General features: G+C 69.8%; 14 protein-coding genes and 1 pseudogene. 5 read left to right on the plus strand and 10 right to left on the minus strand.

The annotated features are described in order from the left end of the window. Positions 1-11: 11 nt before the first annotated feature. Genes A5659_RS26515 through ssd form a run of 3 tightly spaced genes read right to left on the minus strand, consistent with a single transcriptional unit; the run spans position 12 to position 3,060 of the window. Positions 12-809 carry a type II secretion system F family protein gene (locus A5659_RS26515; protein WP_067185407.1) on the minus strand — a complete coding sequence of 266 codons (798 nt, stop codon included), beginning with the start codon at positions 807-809 and terminating at the stop codon, positions 12-14. Then, positions 806-1,969, minus strand: coding sequence for a TadA family conjugal transfer-associated ATPase (locus A5659_RS26520; protein ID WP_066867604.1), 1,164 nt, complete (start codon positions 1,967-1,969; stop codon positions 806-808). Before A5659_RS26520 ends, A5659_RS26515 begins: the two co-directional genes overlap by 4 nt. Beyond that, positions 1,966-3,060, minus strand: coding sequence for a septum site-determining protein Ssd (gene ssd, locus A5659_RS26525; RefSeq protein WP_067185411.1), 1,095 nt, complete (start codon positions 3,058-3,060; stop codon positions 1,966-1,968). The genes A5659_RS26520 and ssd overlap by 4 nt, the downstream gene beginning before the upstream one ends. 439 nt (positions 3,061-3,499) lie before the next feature. Between ssd and A5659_RS26530 the strand changes: the two genes are divergently transcribed. Beyond that, positions 3,500-4,357, plus strand: a complete 858-nt coding sequence (locus A5659_RS26530) for an HAD-IB family hydrolase (protein WP_066867610.1) — start codon at positions 3,500-3,502, stop codon at positions 4,355-4,357. A 435-nt stretch (positions 4,358-4,792) separates the two neighbouring features. Here A5659_RS26530 and A5659_RS26535 read toward each other — a convergent pair whose 3' ends face one another. The 5 genes from A5659_RS26535 to A5659_RS26555 all read right to left on the minus strand — a co-directional run bounded on the left by A5659_RS26535 (position 4,793) and on the right by A5659_RS26555 (position 10,658). Beyond that, positions 4,793-5,551, minus strand: a complete 759-nt coding sequence (locus A5659_RS26535; RefSeq protein ID WP_066867614.1) for an oxidoreductase — start codon at positions 5,549-5,551, stop codon at positions 4,793-4,795. A 26-nt stretch (positions 5,552-5,577) separates the two neighbouring features. Further along, the gene (locus A5659_RS26540) at positions 5,578-7,173 is read right to left on the minus strand and encodes an ABC transporter ATP-binding protein (protein WP_067185414.1); all 1,596 of its coding nucleotides are present in this window, start codon (positions 7,171-7,173) and stop codon (positions 5,578-5,580) included. A 71-nt stretch (positions 7,174-7,244) separates the two neighbouring features. Further along, positions 7,245-8,108, minus strand: coding sequence for an ABC transporter permease (locus A5659_RS26545; RefSeq protein WP_066867621.1), 864 nt, complete (start codon positions 8,106-8,108; stop codon positions 7,245-7,247). Next, on the minus strand, positions 8,101-9,027 hold the full coding sequence (locus tag A5659_RS26550) for an ABC transporter permease (protein ID WP_067185418.1): 927 nt from the start codon (positions 9,025-9,027) through the stop codon (positions 8,101-8,103). Before A5659_RS26550 ends, A5659_RS26545 begins: the two co-directional genes overlap by 8 nt. 2 nt (positions 9,028-9,029) lie before the next feature. Continuing rightward, on the minus strand, positions 9,030-10,658 hold the full coding sequence (locus A5659_RS26555; RefSeq protein ID WP_197498240.1) for an ABC transporter substrate-binding protein: 1,629 nt from the start codon (positions 10,656-10,658) through the stop codon (positions 9,030-9,032). Positions 10,659-10,742: 84 nt separating this feature from the next. On the opposite strand from A5659_RS26555, the gene A5659_RS26560 reads away from it, so the two are divergent. After that, on the plus strand, positions 10,743-11,531 hold the full coding sequence (locus tag A5659_RS26560) for a hypothetical protein (protein WP_067185426.1): 789 nt from the start codon (positions 10,743-10,745) through the stop codon (positions 11,529-11,531). 7 nt (positions 11,532-11,538) lie between these two features. Here the strand turns inward: A5659_RS26560 and A5659_RS26565 are convergent, their stop codons facing one another. Then, positions 11,539-12,081: a DUF4232 domain-containing protein gene (locus A5659_RS26565; RefSeq protein ID WP_197498238.1), complete on the minus strand. Its 543-nt coding sequence runs from the start codon at positions 12,079-12,081 to the stop codon at positions 11,539-11,541. Between the two features lie 153 nt (positions 12,082-12,234). On the opposite strand from A5659_RS26565, the gene acs reads away from it, so the two are divergent. Further along, complete coding sequence (gene acs / locus A5659_RS26570) at positions 12,235-14,196, plus strand: acetate--CoA ligase (protein ID WP_067140845.1); 1,962 nt, start codon at positions 12,235-12,237, stop codon at positions 14,194-14,196. 10 nt (positions 14,197-14,206) lie between these two features. Here the strand turns inward: acs and A5659_RS26575 are convergent, their stop codons facing one another. Then, positions 14,207-14,905, minus strand: a complete 699-nt coding sequence (locus tag A5659_RS26575; protein ID WP_156749396.1) for a serine protease — start codon at positions 14,903-14,905, stop codon at positions 14,207-14,209. 261 nt (positions 14,906-15,166) lie between these two features. Here A5659_RS26575 and A5659_RS26580 point away from each other — a divergent pair, with 261 nt between their 5' ends. Then, positions 15,167-15,709 carry a phage holin family protein gene (locus tag A5659_RS26580; protein WP_066878111.1) on the plus strand — a complete coding sequence of 181 codons (543 nt, stop codon included), beginning with the start codon at positions 15,167-15,169 and terminating at the stop codon, positions 15,707-15,709. After that, positions 15,710-16,300 (plus strand): annotated as a pseudogene (locus A5659_RS26585) (alpha/beta fold hydrolase); the annotation flags it as partial. Positions 16,301-16,491: the final 191 nt, after the last annotated feature.

Raw genomic sequence — 16,491 nt, forward strand, 5'->3', positions numbered from 1 at the left:
ACCCGATCGGTTCACGACGCCACTCGATCGGCGATGCGGTCCGACCACAGCAGACCCACGCAGGCCAGCGTCGAGCCGATGAGCAACAACCAGCCGCCGGCGCGCCCGCCCAGCAGGAAGCCCAGCGGCTCGGCCCCGATCAGCTGGCCCAACAGCACGCCGAGCGCGGGCAGCGCGGCCAGTATCGCCGTGGTCGCGCGGGCACCGGCCATGCTCGAGGTCACCCGGTCCGAGAACCGTTGCCGCTCAGCGATATCGCGTTGAGCGGCGCGCATCAGGGTGGCGATGCCCAACCCGTTGTCGCTGGCCAACCGCCAGCACAGTGCGAGCCGCTCCCAATGCCCGGGCAGCGCCGAGGCGCGGCCCGCCACGACCAGACCGGCCGCGACGTCGGCGCCCAGGCGGGCGCGCGCCGCCACCGACCGCAGCGACACCGCAACCGCGCCGGCGGTGTCGTCAACGGCGACGCGGAACGCACGCACCGGATGCGAGCCGGCCCGCAATTCACCGACGAGCACCTCGAGCGCGGTCTGCAGCGCGCGGCCCTCGGCCGTCGCGCGCCGGATGCGCTGGCGGCGCCGATACCGCAGCAGCGCGGTCGCCCCGACGACCGCGCTGCACAGCACGGTGGTCGGCGGCACCGCGATGGCGACGGCGCAGCCGATACCCGCGGCGACGCAGCCCGCCGCACGAAGTCCGGCCGCCGGGAGCCGCCGGTGCCGGGACGTCGACAGCCGCCGTCGCGGCGAGGGCCCGGCGACGACGAGCGCCAGCGACAGCAGCAGCGCACCCGCGGCTGGGCCGTTCATGCCGGCATCCGGCTGCGTACCAGGCGCTGCAGCTGCGGGGCGGCATCGGTCATGCCCCGGTCCGCATGCCAAACGGTGACCGCCCGCACCTGGCCCTGATCTTGTTGCAGCGCAGCGATTTCGCCGAGTCGCCGCCGGCCGGCGGGGCCGCGCTCGACGTGCAGCAGCACCTGCACGGCGGCGGCGAGCTGGCTGTGCAGCGCGGCCCGGTCCAGGCCGCCGAGCGCGCCCAATGCCTCGAGCCGGGCGGGAACCTCACCGGGCTTGTTGGCGTGCACGGTGCCCGCGCCGCCGTCATGGCCGGTGTTCAGCGCGGCCAGCAGGTCCACCACTTCGGCACCCCTGACCTCGCCGACCACGATGCGGTCGGGCCGCATCCGCAGCGCCTGCCGGACCAGCTGGCGAACCGGAACCTCACCGACGCCTTCGATGTTGGCGCAGCGTGCGACCAGCTTCACCAGATGGGGGTGCCGCGGCGCGAGCTCCGAGGCGTCCTCGACGCAGACGATCCGTTCGGCCGGCGACACCGCGCCCAGCATCGCGGCGAGCAGTGTCGTCTTGCCGGCGCCGGTGCCACCGCTGACCAGGAACGCCAGCCGGGCGTCGATGATGTCGGTGACCAGCGCGGCCGCCGCCGGCTCGATCGCCCCGGCGGCGATCAGCGCCGCCAAATCCTGGCTGGCCGGCCGCAGGACACGCAGCGAAATGCAGGTGCCCCCGGCCGCCACCGGCGGCAGCACGGCGTGCAGCCGCACCGCGAACCCGCCGGCGCCGACGCCGGTCAATTCGCCGTCCACCCAGGGCTGCGCGTCGTCCAGGCGGCGGCCGGCGGCCAGCGCCAGCCGCTGCGCCAACCGCCGCACAGCCGCGTCGTCGGGGAAGCGAATCTCGGTGCGCCGCAGACCGGTGCCGTCGTCAACCCACACCGCATCCGGGGCGGTGACCAGGACGTCGGTCGTCCCGTCGGCGCAGAGCAGCGGATCGAGGATGCCGGCACCGGTGAGCTCGGTCTGCAACACCCGCAGATTGGCCAACACTTCGGTGTCTCCGAGCATCCCGCCGGACTCGGCCCGGATGGCCGCGGCCACCACCGCCGGTCCGAGCGGGCCGGGCTCGCCGGCCAGCCGCTCACGGACGCGGTCGATCAGCGAACCGCTCACGCCGCCTTGCCCTTCGGCACGCCGGCCGCCGGCAGCACGCCGAGCACCTGGCCGGCCGCCGCGGCGAGCGGTGAGCGTCGCCCCAGCCGCAGGCCACCGCGGTCGGCCTGTTCGGCGAGTTGCGGCTGCGCTTTGACCGCGGCCAGCAACGGCAGCCCGGCGAGATCGGCGATCTCGGCCGCCCGCAGTCCTCCCGGCGACGGGCCCCGCACCACCAGGCCGACGTTGGGGTTGACGGACGCCAGCACCGGGGCCAGCGCCCCGGTCGCCGCGCACGCGCGCACGTCACAGCGGGTCACGACGACCACCAGGTCGGCCGCGCTCAGCGCCGCTTGGGTCGCGTCGCTGAGACGACGGGGAAGGTCGCAGATGACGCTGACCGACCCACGCCGGCCGGCGTCGATGACGGCGTGCACCGGCGCGGCCTCCAGCTCGTAGCCGCGGCGAGTGCCCGACAGCACGCTGACTCCGCGGTGGCGTGGCAGCGCATCACGCACCGCCGACCAGGTGAGCCGCCCGCCCTGCAACGCGAGGTCCGGCCACCGCAACCCCGGAGTGGTCTCGCTGCCCAGCAACAAATCGAGGCCGCCACCCCACGGGTCGAGGTCCACCAGCAGCGCATCGCCGGCGGTCCGGGCCAGGGCGACCGCCAGCGAGGAGGCGCCCGCCCCACCGCAGCCGCCGATCACGGCGACCGCGTGGCCACGCGACCCGTCGTCGCGCATGGATTCGGCGGCGTCGGCCAGCGCGCCGACCAACTCCGCTTCCTGCCCGGGCAGCCGCAACACGTGCGCGGCCCCGACCTCGACGGCGGCCGCCCACGTCGCCGTGTCGGGTTCGGCCGGGGTCAGCACGGTCACGTAATCGCGACGCGGCAGCGCCCATCGCGCGCAGCGAGCGGCCGCCCCCGCGTCCAGCACGACGGCCGCGGCCGCGGCCCACGTCTTGCGGCTGACCGGAGACGCGTCGCCGGCGTGCACCACGCGAACGCCGGCGGCCGCGGCCACCCGATCCAACTCGGCGCGCAGGTCGGGGTCCGCCAGTACCGCCAACACTCCCGCCGAATCGGCCGCTCCGGAGACGCTGGTCATCCGACCACTGTGCGGGGCCGTGACCTTGGCACAACAGTCCCAAACGGGGATTTGTGGATAGAGACGCGAGTGTGCACAAACGCGTCGCGGGGCCATGCCGCCAGCGACGACGCACGCGCTTTCCCGCAACGCACGCAGAGCCGAGCCCGACGCCGCGAAGCGAGAAAACTGACCGTAGAAAAGGGACGACCCCCGCCAGGGGGGGAGGAGGCGAGGGTCGTCGTGCATCAGCCCCGGGGGGTCGGGCTGATACACCCTCGGCTCAAGGCCGAGTAATGCTTACTATACACATGACAAGCCGGAGTAACGCAAGAGATCATTTTCTGGAAAACCAGCTTGAGCCGCGTAAACACCGCTTCGCCCGCGTCCCGAACCCCCTGAGCGGCCATTTCCGGTGCGGGATGGCGGCCTTGCCGGACCACCGACCTATGCTGGTTCCGTGACCGTCTTCGACCCCACCGCGGAGCAGTCGGCCTCGGATCAATCGGCGTCAACCACCGCTTCTCATGCCCGCACGGCGGCCTTCTTCGACCTGGACAAGACGATCATCGCCAAGTCCAGCACCCTGGCTTTCAGCAAACCGTTTTTCAACCAGGGCCTGCTCAACCGCCGCGCCGTGCTCAAGTCGAGCTACGCGCAGTTCATCTATCTGCTCTCCGGTGCTGATCATGACCAGATGGATCGGATGCGCGCCCACATGACCAACATGTGCACCGGCTGGGACGTCGAACAGGTCAAGTCGATCGTCAACGAAACGCTGCACGACATCGTGACTCCGTTGGTCTTCGCCGAAGCCGCCGACCTGATCGCGGCCCACAAGTTGTGCGGGCGCGACGTCGTGGTGGTGTCGGCCTCCGGGGAAGAAATCGTCGCGCCCATCGCCCGCGCGCTCGGCGCCACCCACGCGATGGCGACCCGGATGGTCGTCGAGGACGGTCGGTACACCGGCGAGATCGCGTTCTACTGCTACGGCGAGGGCAAGGTCCAGGCGATCCGCGAGCTGGCCGCGCGCGAGGGCTACCCGCTGGAGCACTGCTACGCCTATTCCGACTCGATCACCGACCTGCCGATGCTCGAGGCCGTCGGCCATCCCAGCGTGGTCAATCCCGACCGCGGGTTGCGCAGGGAGGCCGTGGAGCGCGGTTGGCCGGTGATCTCGTTCTCCCGGCCGGTGTCGTTGCGTGACCGCATCCCCGCGCCCTCCGGGGCCGCTATCGCCACGACGGCCGCGGTGGGCATCAGCGCGCTGGCCGCCGGCGCGGTGACGTATTCGTTGTTGCGCCGCTACGCCTTTTAGCGCGTTTTAGCGACCCAGCAAACGTGCGCCTGGCGCCATGGGATTTCCTTCGCAATTGGGCCTTGCTGTGCTAGGGGTCTAGTAGTACAAAGGAACCACGGAAGCCCGGTAAGGCCAAGGTCGAGCCGGAAGAGAAGGTTCGTTCTCCCGACCCGGGCGCCCAGCACGGTGCTCGGCACCCACGCGGAGTCATAGCCGCGAAGATGGCAGAAGTGTTGCGGGCCTGCGAAATTGCGAAAATGCGGAAGGTATCGACGGCCCTTTGGGTGGGGTTGCAACCATAAGCGTCGCGAGATCGCCGAGGCCAACCCACGCAGCCCCGAGATGCACGCTTGGTAACCGAGCCCCGTGCTAGCGGGCGGCGGACCGAACATTCGGAACGTCGCCCGCTCTACCTTTTTGTGCCCGTTTTCCCGGCGTCGGCAACCGGTTCAGCTACTTGTTCGACATCGCGTCGGCGATCGACACCGCCTCCTGCGCACCGGCTTTCATCGCCCGGCAACACAGCACCAGCCACGCCCCCACCCCCTCGGGCGTGCCGTCGGCGAATCCTTGCGCGGCGTCGCGATACGCGGCGGGCTGACGCATCCAGCTGACCTCGGGCACGCCCAGCCCGTGCGGGTCCAGCCCGCTGGCGATGGTCACCAACCTCGACACCGCGCGGGCCACCACACCGTCGGAGCTGCCGAACGGCTTCAGCGTCAGCAGCTCGCCGTGGGCGACCGCGGCCAGCACCGGCGCCGGCACCTGGGTGCGCCCGTTCACCAACTCGGCCAACAACTCCAGTCGCGGCCCCACCCCGGCATCGGTGCGCGGGCGGCCGAGCCGCTCGTCGTCGACCTGCTCGGCCGCGGCCAGCACGTGCAGGCGGGCCAGCGCCTGCAGCGGCGCCCGCCGCCAGATGGCGACGACGGGCCCTTCGCCACCCTCGAGCGCCTGGGCCACCCGAAGCGCCCCCGCGAACACCGGGTCGCTGATCTGGCCCGCGTCGGCGAGGTCCTCCAGCCGGACCGGGCCGCCGTCCAACACCGACGACGCGCGCGCGGCCCGCAGCGCCGCCTCGGCGGCGGTCACCGGCCAACCGCGCAGGTTGGCGCGGTGCCGGTGGGCACGGCCCAACGCTTCGCGGGCGCGGTCACTGGCCTCGGCGACGCCGGGCAGGTCCATCAGGGGGGCCAGCGGATCTGCTGTCACAACCTCACAACCTATCCCCGCCGGATTCACCGCAGGCGCGGGATGGCGTCGAGCAACTGCTGGGTGTATTCGTGCTTGGGGTCGGTGAACAGTTCCTCGGTGGGCGCCTGCTCCACCACGCGGCCCGCCCGCATCACCAGGACGTCGTCGGCGATCTGCCGGATCACCGCCAGGTCATGGCTGATGAACAGATAGGCCAGCCCAAGTTCGGCCTGCAGCTCGGCCAGCAGGTCGAGTATCTGCGCCTGCACCAACACGTCGAGCGCCGACACCGCCTCGTCGCACACCAGCACGTCGGGCCGCAGCGCCAGCGCCCGGGCGATGGCCACCCGTTGCCGTTGGCCACCCGACAGCTCACGGGGCAACCGATCCAGCACCGACGACGGCAGCGCCACCTGGTCGACGAGGTCGTGCACCGCCTGGGCGCGCTGCCTGCGGTCACCGACGCGGTGGATGCGCAGCGGTTCCTCGATCGCGCGAAATACCGAGTACATGGGATCCAGGCTGCTGTAAGGGTTTTGAAACACCGGCTGCACGCGGCGGCGGAAGGCCAGCTGCCGATCCCGGGGCATCGCGTCGTCGATCCGGGTGCCGTCGAAATCGACGGTGCCCGAGGTGGATTGGAGCAGGCCCAGCACCATGCGGGCCAGCGTCGATTTCCCCGAGCCCGATTCACCGGCGATGGCCAACGTGCTCGCGCGGCGCAACCGAAACGACACCGCGTCGACCACACGGAATTCGCTGCGCCGCCACGGCGCCCCGTGTGACTCCCGGTAGACCTTGGTGAGATCCGAGGCGACGAGGATGTCCTCGGTCGGGGTGGCGGCCGGCCGGCTCCGGCGCGCCAGCGACGGGGCCGCCGCCACCAGCCGCCGGGTGTACTCGTGTTGCGGCGCGCGCAGAATCGACTGTGCGGCACCGGATTCCACCACGACCCCGCGGTGGACGACGACCACGTGCTCGGCCCGTTCGGCGGCCAGCGCCAGATCGTGGGTGATCAGCAGCAGCGCGGTACCGAGTTCGCCGGTGAGCCGTTGCAGATGGTCGAGGACCTGGCGCTGCACCGTGACGTCGAGCGCGGACGTCGGCTCGTCGGCGATCAGCAGCCGTGGTCGGCCCGCCAGCCCGATCGCGATCAGCGCGCGTTGACACATGCCGCCGGACAGCTGATGCGGGTAGCGGGCCGCCTGCCGGGCCGGATCCGGCATGCCCGCCGCGGCGAGCAATTCCACCGCCCGCCCCCGCGTTTCCCGATCGCTCGTGTTGGCGCGCAGGGCTTCCCGGATCTGGAACCCGACCTTCCACACCGGGTTGAGGTTGGTCATCGGGTCTTGCGGGATATAGCCGATGTGCCGCCCCCTGATCGAGCGCAGCGCTCGGCGATCGGCGGTCGAGATGTCGACGCCGTCGAACATGATGCGCCCGCCCGTGATTCGGCCTCCCGGCGGTAGCAGCCCGAGAATCGCGGCGGCGGTGGTGGATTTGCCCGATCCCGATTCGCCGACCACCGCGACGGTCTGGCGGGGCAGCACGCGCAGATCCACCCCGCACACCGCGGCGTGCTCACCGAAGCTGACCTCCAGGCCCTCGACCGACAGCAGCGGGGACGCCGCGCCGCTCACTTTGCGCCGCTCTCCCCCGCAAGCGGGAGGTGCCCCCGCCTCATCGCCGCGCTCTACATCGTCGCCGGCGGTCACGCCCGCCACGCCCTCGAGGCCGGATCGAGCGCGTCGCGCAGCGCGTCGCCCATCATCATGAATGCCAGCACGGTCATGGCCAGCGCGCCGGCGGGGTAGAACAGGATGGGTGAGCCGGCCCGCAGCCGGGTCTGAGCGAGGTTGATGTCGCCACCCCACGACACCACCGACGGCGGCAATCCGACCCCGAGGTAGGACAGCGTCGCCTCGGTGACGATGAACAGGCCCAGGGCAATCGTGGCCACTGCGATCACCGGCCCCAGCGCGTTGGGCAGCGCGTGCCGCAGCAGGATCTGAAACCTGCTCATTCCCAACGCTTTAGCGGCGAGCACGTAGTCGCTGCCCCGCACCGCGAGCACCGCACCGCGGGCGATCCTGGCCACCTGCGGCCAGCCGAACAACGCGAGGATGGCGATCACCGTCCACACCGTGCGGTGGTGCAACACCTGCATGAGGACGATGGCGGCCAGCAACAGCGGCAGGCCGAAGAAGACATCGGTGAGGCGGGAGACCACCGCGTCGATCCAGCCGCCGTAGAAACCGGCCAGCGCACCCAGCGCGCCGCCGACCACGAAGACCAGCAGCGTCGCGCCCAGCCCGACCGTCACCGAGGCGCGCGCCCCGTAGACGGTGCGTGCGTAGATGTCGTGGCCCTGCAGGTCGGTGCCGAACCAGTGCGCGGCCGACGGGCTGCGCAGGCTTTGGCTCGGATCGGCGTAGCCGGGGTCGGCGTGAGTGAACAACGCGGGAAACAGCGCAACCGCAAGGATGAGGAGGATCAGCGCGGCGGCGATGACGAACTTCGGACGCCGGTGCAGTTTGCGCCAGGTCTCGCCCCAGAAGCCGGAGTGCTCAGCCATAGCGGATCCGAGGGTCCAGCGCCGCGTAGAGCAGGTCCACCATCAGATTGGTGATCAGATAGATGAGCACCAGTACGGTCACGATCGAGACCACCGTGGGAGCCTCCTGCCGGGTGACGGCTTGATAGAGCACGCCGCCGACGCCGTGAATGTTGAAGATGCCCTCGGTCACGATGGCGCCGCCCATCAGCGCCCCCAGGTCCGCGCCCAGGAAGGTCACCACCGGGATCAGCGAGTTGCGCAGGATGTGCACGGTCACCACCCGCGGCCGTGACAACCCCTTGGCGGTGGCGGTGCGCACATGGTCGGCGTGCGCGTTGGCGGTCACCGCGGATCGGGTCAACCGCACCACGTAGGCGAATGACACCGAGCCCAGCACGATTCCGGGTAGCAACAGCCGCGCGAAGGTCGCCCGCTCCCCGACCGTCACCGGCGCGATGCCCAACCGCACCCCGAACACGAACTGCGCCAGGAAGCCCAGCACGAAGATGGGGATCGCGATGATGACCAGACCGGTGATCAGCACGCCCGCGTCGAAGAGGCCGCCCTGGCGCAGCCCGGCGATCACCCCGAATCCGATGCCCAGCACCGCCTCGACGGCCAGGGCGATCACCGAGAGCCGCAGGGTGACCGGAAAGGCATGTGCAAGAACGTCTCTGACCGGAAGCCCGGAATAGGCGCGGCCCAGGTCGCCGTGCAGGACGCCGCCGAGGTAGCGCAGGTACTGCACGATGAACGGATCATCCAGGTGGTACCGGGCGCGCAGCGCCGCGGCCACGGCCGGCGTCAGCGGCCGGTCCCCCGCGATGGCGGCCAGCGGGTCGCCTGGCAGCAGGAACACCATGCCGTAGATCAGCAACGTGGCACCCAGGAAGACGGGCACCATGACGGCGATCCGACGTGCGATGTACCAGCCCATGTTCAAGCCTTGACGAGATTCTCGTAGTCGGGCAACCCGTTCCAGCTGACCTTGACGGCGCTGACCTGAGGCGACCATCCGAGCACGGCGATGTAATACCACAGCGGCACGGCGGGCATGTCGTGCAACAGGATTCGTTGTGCGACGTTGACTAGCGCGTCGGCCTGCCGCAGGTCGGCGGCCGCCTCGGCGGCGGCCAGGCCGGCGTCGAACTCGCGGCTGGAATAGCCGACGTCATTGGATCCCGCGCCGGTGGCGTACAGCGGGGCGAGAAACTCGATCATCGACGGGTAGTCACCGATCCAGCCGGCCCGGAACGCGGTGTCGATCGTGCGGTTGGTGATCTGGGTGCGGAATCCGGCGAAGGTGGGCTGCGGCACGCCGACGGCATCGATGCCCAGCACGTTCTTGATGCTGTTGGCCACCGCGTCAACCCACTCCTGATGGCCGCTGTCGGCGTTGTAGGCGATGGCGTAGCGCCCGCTCCACGGCGAGATCGCGTCGGCTTGGGCCCAGAGTTGGCGCGCCCGTTCGGGATTGAAGTCCAACGCGTCGCTGCCGGCGATATTGGGATCGAATCCCGGCAGCGAGCTAGCGGTGAAGTCGCGGGCCGGACTGCGGGTGTTGTTGAAGATCTGCCGGCAGATCTGCGGGCGGTTGATGGCCGCCGACAACGCCAACCGGCGTAGCCGGCCTTCCTCACCGCCGAAGTGGGGCAACCGCAATGGCGTGTCGAGCGATTGACTGACGGCGACGGGCCCGCTGGCGGAGTTGCCGCCCAGGTCGCGCTGATAGATCGTCAACGCGCTGGACGGAATGGTGTCCAGGACATCGAGGTTGCCGGAGAGCAGGTCGGCGTAGGCGGTGTCCAGGTTGGCGTAGAACTCGAACCTGAGCCCCTTGTTGCGTGGCTTGCGGTTGCCGTGGTAACCGGGGTTGGGCCGCAAGTCGATTCGGACGTTGTGCTCCCATGCGGGCCCGCCTGGACCGTCGGCGAGTTGGTAGGGGCCGTTGCCGATTGGGTGCTGCCCGAACGCGCCCATGTCCCGAAAGGCCTTCTGCGGCAAGGGATAGAACGCGCTGTGGCCCAGCCGCAACTTGAAGTCGATGGTGGGGACCTTAAGCCGGACGGTGAACTCCCGGTCGTTGAGCACCCGCAGGCCGGACATGGTGGTGGCCGCCGGTTTTCCGTCACCGGCCGGGCCGGCGAGGGCATCGAAGCCGTCGATCGGGCTGAAGAAGCTTTGCTGCAGTTGGGCGTTGGTGCTCGACGCTCCATAGTTCCACGCGTCGACGAACGAATGGGCCGTCACCGGTGAGCCGTCGGTGAACGTCCAGCCGGGCTTGAGGACGATGCGGTAGTTGACGTTGTCGGTGGTGTCGACCGATTGGGCGACCTCCGGCGACGGGTTGCCGGCGGCGTCGTAGGACATCAGCCCGGCGAAGAGCCGATCGAGGATCCGGCCGCCCAGGCTGTCGTTGGTCCCGGTGGGGATCAGTGGGTTCGGCGGTTCCCCGCCGTTGACCACCACCAGATCCGGGCTGAGCACGCCGCCACCGCATCCGGCCAGCGAGGCGACCACGAGCACCGCGACGACGACCGTGGCCAGCAAGGCCAACGCGGTCCGCATCGCACGCATGACACCCGACCCTAGGGCCTGAAGCCGTGCGGCGGTGAAGTGCCCGGGCCGGCCCGCACGACTTAAACTCGGGCGGTGACCGTCGCTTCCCTGGCCTCCGAGGGGGCCGCCTATGAGGCGGGCCGTCTGGTCGCGGCGCTCGGCATCCCCGCGATCGGTTTGCTCTGCCTGATCATCGGGCTGGTGACGCGCTCGCGCAGCCGCCGGCGGCCGCCGGCTTACCCGCAATACCCGCCGAGCTTCCCCGCCGGCCCCGGCTACCCCTACCCGCCGCCGGGTTACCCCGCGCCGCCCTATCCGGCTTATCCGGGCTACGCGCCGCGACCGCGGACGCCCAAGTCGGCCACCACCCTCATCACCATCGGCGCCGTGCTACTGGCGTTCGGGATCTTCGGGAACCTCGCCGTCACCGCCGCGAGGCTGGGTAAGTCGCACCGGGCCGACACGTCCCTGCGGGTTGGCGATTGCATCACCGAAAGCGACTATAAGGCACAGCGTTTCGATTCAACCCCGAGTCGCGGCTGCGCCGACCCGGCGGCGACCTATGAACTCGCCTTCAAGGGCGGCGCCTCGGACAGTTGCCCCGACGGCAAACGAGAACACTCCGTCTATGACCGCTTCACCACCGACACGAGGATCCTGTGTTTTGCCGTCAACCTGAAAGAGGGTCAGTGCTATTTGATGCTCAGTGATGGTGAAGCGATGACGATCAGGTTGGGCGACTGCGGCAGGTCGAACAGGGTGCAGGTCAGAGTGAGTCGGCGCATCGACGGCAGCACCGACAGAACCCAATGCGCGACGGACGAAAAGGGCGTCGGCTACCCCGTTCCCGCGCGGGTCTATTGCCTCGTCAGAGCCGATTGACCCCCGCTCAGACCGCGGTGATGGGATGCACCTGCAATTCGCAGGCGTCGATGGTGGCCGCCACCGTCAGCACCATTTCGGTGTCGGGCGGGTTGACGCGCAGGTCGGTGTAGGTGGGGCACGCGCCGCCACTGCCGTCCAGCGCCATCCCCTCAACGATGGCCTGCCCCTGCGCCGATATCGACAGCAGCACGGTCGGCGGGACGTCGGTGCCGGCCGGCAGCCCGCCCAAGTAGCCGCGCGGCGTGGGCCGCGCGTGAATCAGTGGGCCCCCCGCGCCCGAATCGACCCAGGCGTATCCGGTGAGCGTGCACGGTTCGGCGCCGCCGGCGAGGGTGAACAGCAGCGTCACCGCGCGATGACCCACCGCCCCTTCCGCCGGCGAGGCGGTCACGGCGACCTGCTCCGACCGGCACGGCGTGGCCTGGTCGCCGCTCTCCAGCGGCATGGCCGACGCGGGCCAACCCGGCACGGCGGCCACCGCGTAAATCGTTGCGGCCGTGGCAAAGCTGGCAAGTAGTCGGCGGCTGCCCCGCTCATGACCCGGCACAGGAGGTGATTATCCGGCACGGGCGCACTTTTGACCCCGGATTCGCGCGCACGGCTACCACTCGCACAGCTACGCCTCACCCGGCTAGGCTCGCACTCGGCCACCAGCGCACGGCCGCCGAACGGCGAAGTCTCGACTACAGGAGAGAACTTAGTGACCGCCACCAATTCCGCAGGCCCCTCGTCCTATCCGCCGCCGGCGCAGTTCGCCGAGCAGGCCAACGCGGGTGAGGAGCTGTACCGCGAAGCCGAGCAGGACCGGCTGGCGTTCTGGGCCAAGCAGGCCAATCGGCTGTCGTGGGAGACGCCGTTCACCGAGGTGCTGGACTGGTCGCAGGCGCCGTTCGCCAAGTGGTTCGCCGACGGCAAGCTCAACGTCGCCTACAACTGCGTGGACCGCCACGTCGAGGCCGGCCACGGGGATCGGGTCGCCATCCACTGGGAGGGCGAACCCGTCGGCGATCACCGCAGCCTGACCTACGCCGAACTGCACGCCGAGGTGTGCAAGGCCGCCAACGCGCTGACCGACCTCGGTCTGGTCGCCGGTGATCGGGTCGCGATCTACCTGCCGCTGATTCCCGAAGCGGTGATCGCGATGTTGGCCTGTGCGCGCCTGGGTTTGATGCACAGCGTGGTGTTCGCCGGCTTCACCGCCAAGGCGCTGGCGGCCCGCATCGCCGACGCTTCGGCCAAGCTGCTGATCACCAGCGACGGCCAGTTCCGCCGCGGCAAGCCGGCCCCGTTGAAAGACGCCGCCGACGAGGCCGTCGCGCCCGGTCCCGACGGGGACAGCCCCATCGAGCACGTACTTGTGGTGCGGCGCACCGGAATTGACGTGTCCTGGAACGACGACCGCGACCTGTGGTGGCACGACGTCGTCGGCGCCGCATCCGACGAGCACACCCCGGAGCCCTTCGACGCCGAGCAGCCCCTGTTCCTGCTGTACACCTCGGGAACCACCGGCAAACCCAAGGGCATCGTGCACACCAGCGGCGGCTACCTGACCCATGCCGCCTACACCCACTACTACGTCTTCGACATCAAGGCCGAGACCGACGTGTTCTGGTGCACCGCCGACATCGGCTGGGTCACCGGGCACACCTACGGCGTGTACGGTCCGCTGGCCAACGGCGTCACCGAGGTCCTGTACGAGGGCACGCCCGACTCGCCCAGCCAGCACCGGCACTTCGAGATCATCGAAAAGTACGGCGTGACAATCTATTACACCGCGCCCACGCTGATTCGCACGTTCATGAAGTGGGGCCGAGAGATTCCCGACGCGCACGACCTGTCCAGCCTGCGGCTGCTGGGTTCGGTCGGCGAACCGATAAATCCCGAAGCGTGGCGCTGGTATCGCAAGGTGATCGGAGCCGACCGCCTTCCCATCGTCGACACCTGGTGGCAGACCGAGACCGGCGCCACGATGATCTCGCCGCTGCCCGGAGTCGCTGCGGCCAAACCGGGTTCGGCGATGCGGGCGCTGCCGGGCATCTCGGCAAAGATCGTCGACGACCATGGCGAGCAATTGGTCCCGGGCATCCACCAGGGTGAGCACGTCACCGGCTACCTGGTGCTCGACCAGCCGTGGCCGTCCATGCTGCGCGGCATCTGGGGCGACCCCGAGCGGTACGTCGAGACCTACTGGTCCCGGTTCGCCGAGCAGGGCTGGTATTTCGCCGGCGACAGCGCCTATTACGACCGCGACGGCGCCATCTGGGTGGTGGGCCGCATCGACGACGTCATGAACGTCTCGGGGCACCGGCTGTCCACGGCCGAGGTGGAGTCGGCGCTGGTCGGCCACGCCTCGGTCGCCGAGGCGGCGGTGGTCGGGGCGACCGACGCGACCACCGGCCAGGCCATCTGCGCGTTCGTCGTCCTGCGCTCCGATTCCCAAGTGCACGACGGGATCGTCGACGAATTGCGCGTCGAGGTGGCCCGGGAGATCTCACCGATCGCCCGCCCGCGCGAGGTCCACGTCGTACCCGAGCTACCCAAGACGCGCAGCGGCAAGATCATGCGCAGGCTGCTGCGGGACATCGCCGAAAACCGCGAACTGGGCGACACCTCGACGCTGCTCGATCCCGGCGTGTTCGACGCGATCAGGGCGGCGAAGTAGTCGCCGCAGTTCAGCCCGGCAGCGGGCTGAACCCCGCGCCGGGCCGGTGTTTGGAGTTGATGTCGGCCAGGATCGCGTTGAACGACTGGACCACGGCCGGCGTGTGCAGCGGAATGTACTTGATGACGCAGGTCGGCAGGTTGTCGCTGAAGGCCCCGTGGATCATGCCGACCAGCTGATTGTTGACGGTGACCGGCGCACCGGAGTCGCCCGGTTGACCACAGACCTGCATGACGATGGTGCCCGGCGCCTGGCCCATGCCCCAGGTGACGCCGCACGAATTGCCGGTCGTGCGGCCCTGTTTGCAGGCGATCTCGCCGAAGGCGGGGTCCGGCCCGATGCCGCTGATCAAGAAGCCGTTGAAGTTGGCCACCGGCGTCACCTTGGCGGGGTCGAACTTGATCACCGCGTAGTCGAGGTTGTCGTTGCCGGCGACCATGGTGCCCAGCACGCCGGCGTTTTCCGCGCCCTCGGCGGTGACCTGGGCGCCCGGGCCGCCGCAATGCGCGGAGGTGAAACCGATCAGCTCGCCGGCGGCGTCGCCGCCGATCGTGGTCAGGGTGCACATGGTGTCGCCGTTGATGACAATGCCGGCCCCGCCACCGATCGGAATCCGGACGTCAGCGGCGGCGGCGCGGACAGGCGAACCCAGCACAGCCGCGAGCAGGGCGACCATCGCCAGTAAGAAGCATCGGTGCGCCCTCCGCACGGCCCCACTCCCATCGGTCGGCCGGACATCGCGACCGGCTTGGCCGAGTCTAATCGGCAACCATGTGATGGTCGCTTTGCAAAGCGCGTCGCCCGCGCGGCGTCGCCGACCGCCTTCTGTGCGAAGCGAACTGGCCTCGGCACTCTCGAACCCCGCGCCGCAGTGCCCGGCCGGCCTCGTCTGGCTTCTCCTGTCCAGGCACCGCATGGCAACATGAACCGCGACGACAGCGAGCCGGGCAACGACGAAAGAGGACCGTCTGTGAGCAAAGCCGATGGCAAGAACGGTGTGCCCAGCACCCTGACCACCATTCCGTTGACCGACCCGCATGCCAAATCCGCCGAGCCGTCGATCGGTGACCTGATCAAAGACGCCACCACCCAGGTGTCCACGCTGGTGCGCGCCGAAGTCGAACTGGCGCGCGCCGAAATTACCCGGGACGTCAAAAAGGGGCTGACCGGGAGCGTCTTCTTCATCGCCGCGCTGGTGGTGCTGTTCTACTCCACCTTCTTTTTCTTCTTCTTCATCGCCGAGCTGCTCGACACCTGGCTGTGGCGCTGGGCGGCGTACCTCATCGTGTTCGGCGTGATGGTGGTGGTCGGCGCCCTGTTGGCGCTGCTGGGCTTCCTCAAGGTCCGCCGGATCCGTGGACCGCGCCAGACGATCGAATCGGTCAAGGAGACGCGCACCGCGCTCACCCCGGGCCACGACAAGGCCCCCGGCGGTGCCCGGCAGCTCCCCGAGTCGCAGGGCAAGCACGCGAAGCCCGCAAACGGCGCCGCCGCCGATCCATCGGGTTGGTAGATGGCGCCGCCCGATCCGTCGGTAACCCGCATCGACGGGCCGTGGCGCCATCACGATGTGCACGCCAACGGCATCCGCTTCCACGTCGTCGAGGCCTCAGGCGATGCCGACGCCCGGCCGGCGACGTCGCGCCCGCTGGTGATGCTGCTGCACGGTTTCGGATCGTTCTGGTGGTCGTGGCGTCATCAGCTGCGCGGACTGCGCGGGGCGCGGGTGGTGGCCGTCGACCTGCGGGGTTATGGGGGCAGCGATAAGCCGCCCCGCGGCTACGACGGCTGGACGATGGCCGGCGACGCGGCCGGACTCATCCGGGCGCTGGGCCACTCCTCGGCGACTTTGGTGGGCCACGCCGACGGCGGGCTGGGCTGCTGGGCCACCGCCCTGCTGCATCCGCGGCTGGTGTCGGCGATCGCGCTGATCAGTTCGCCGCACCCGGCGGCGTTGCGGCGATCGACGTTGACGCGCCGCGACCAGGGTTACGCGCTGTTGCCGACGCTGCTGCAATACCAGATACCGTTGTGGCCCGAGCGCCTGTTGACCCGCGACGACGCCGCCGAAATCGAGCGCCTGGTCCGCAGCCGCAGCTGGCTGCGGACGGCCCAGCGCTGATATTCCAGTGCGCTGTGCGCGGCCCCCGGGATCTGGATGGCCGTGCGCAGGTGGCCGATTGTTTCGGAAAAGTCTTCGGAGGCAAGCCATTTGGCGCAGCTGCGGCTGCGGACCAGGCGCTCGATTTCGGCGGCGTCGTCGCGGGTCAACAGGCGCTCGGGCCACAACCAACT

Origin of the sequence: Mycobacterium sp. 1165196.3 (assembly GCF_001673415.1) — a bacterium.
In the GTDB taxonomy this organism is placed as follows: domain Bacteria; phylum Actinomycetota; class Actinomycetes; order Mycobacteriales; family Mycobacteriaceae; genus Mycobacterium; species Mycobacterium europaeum_A.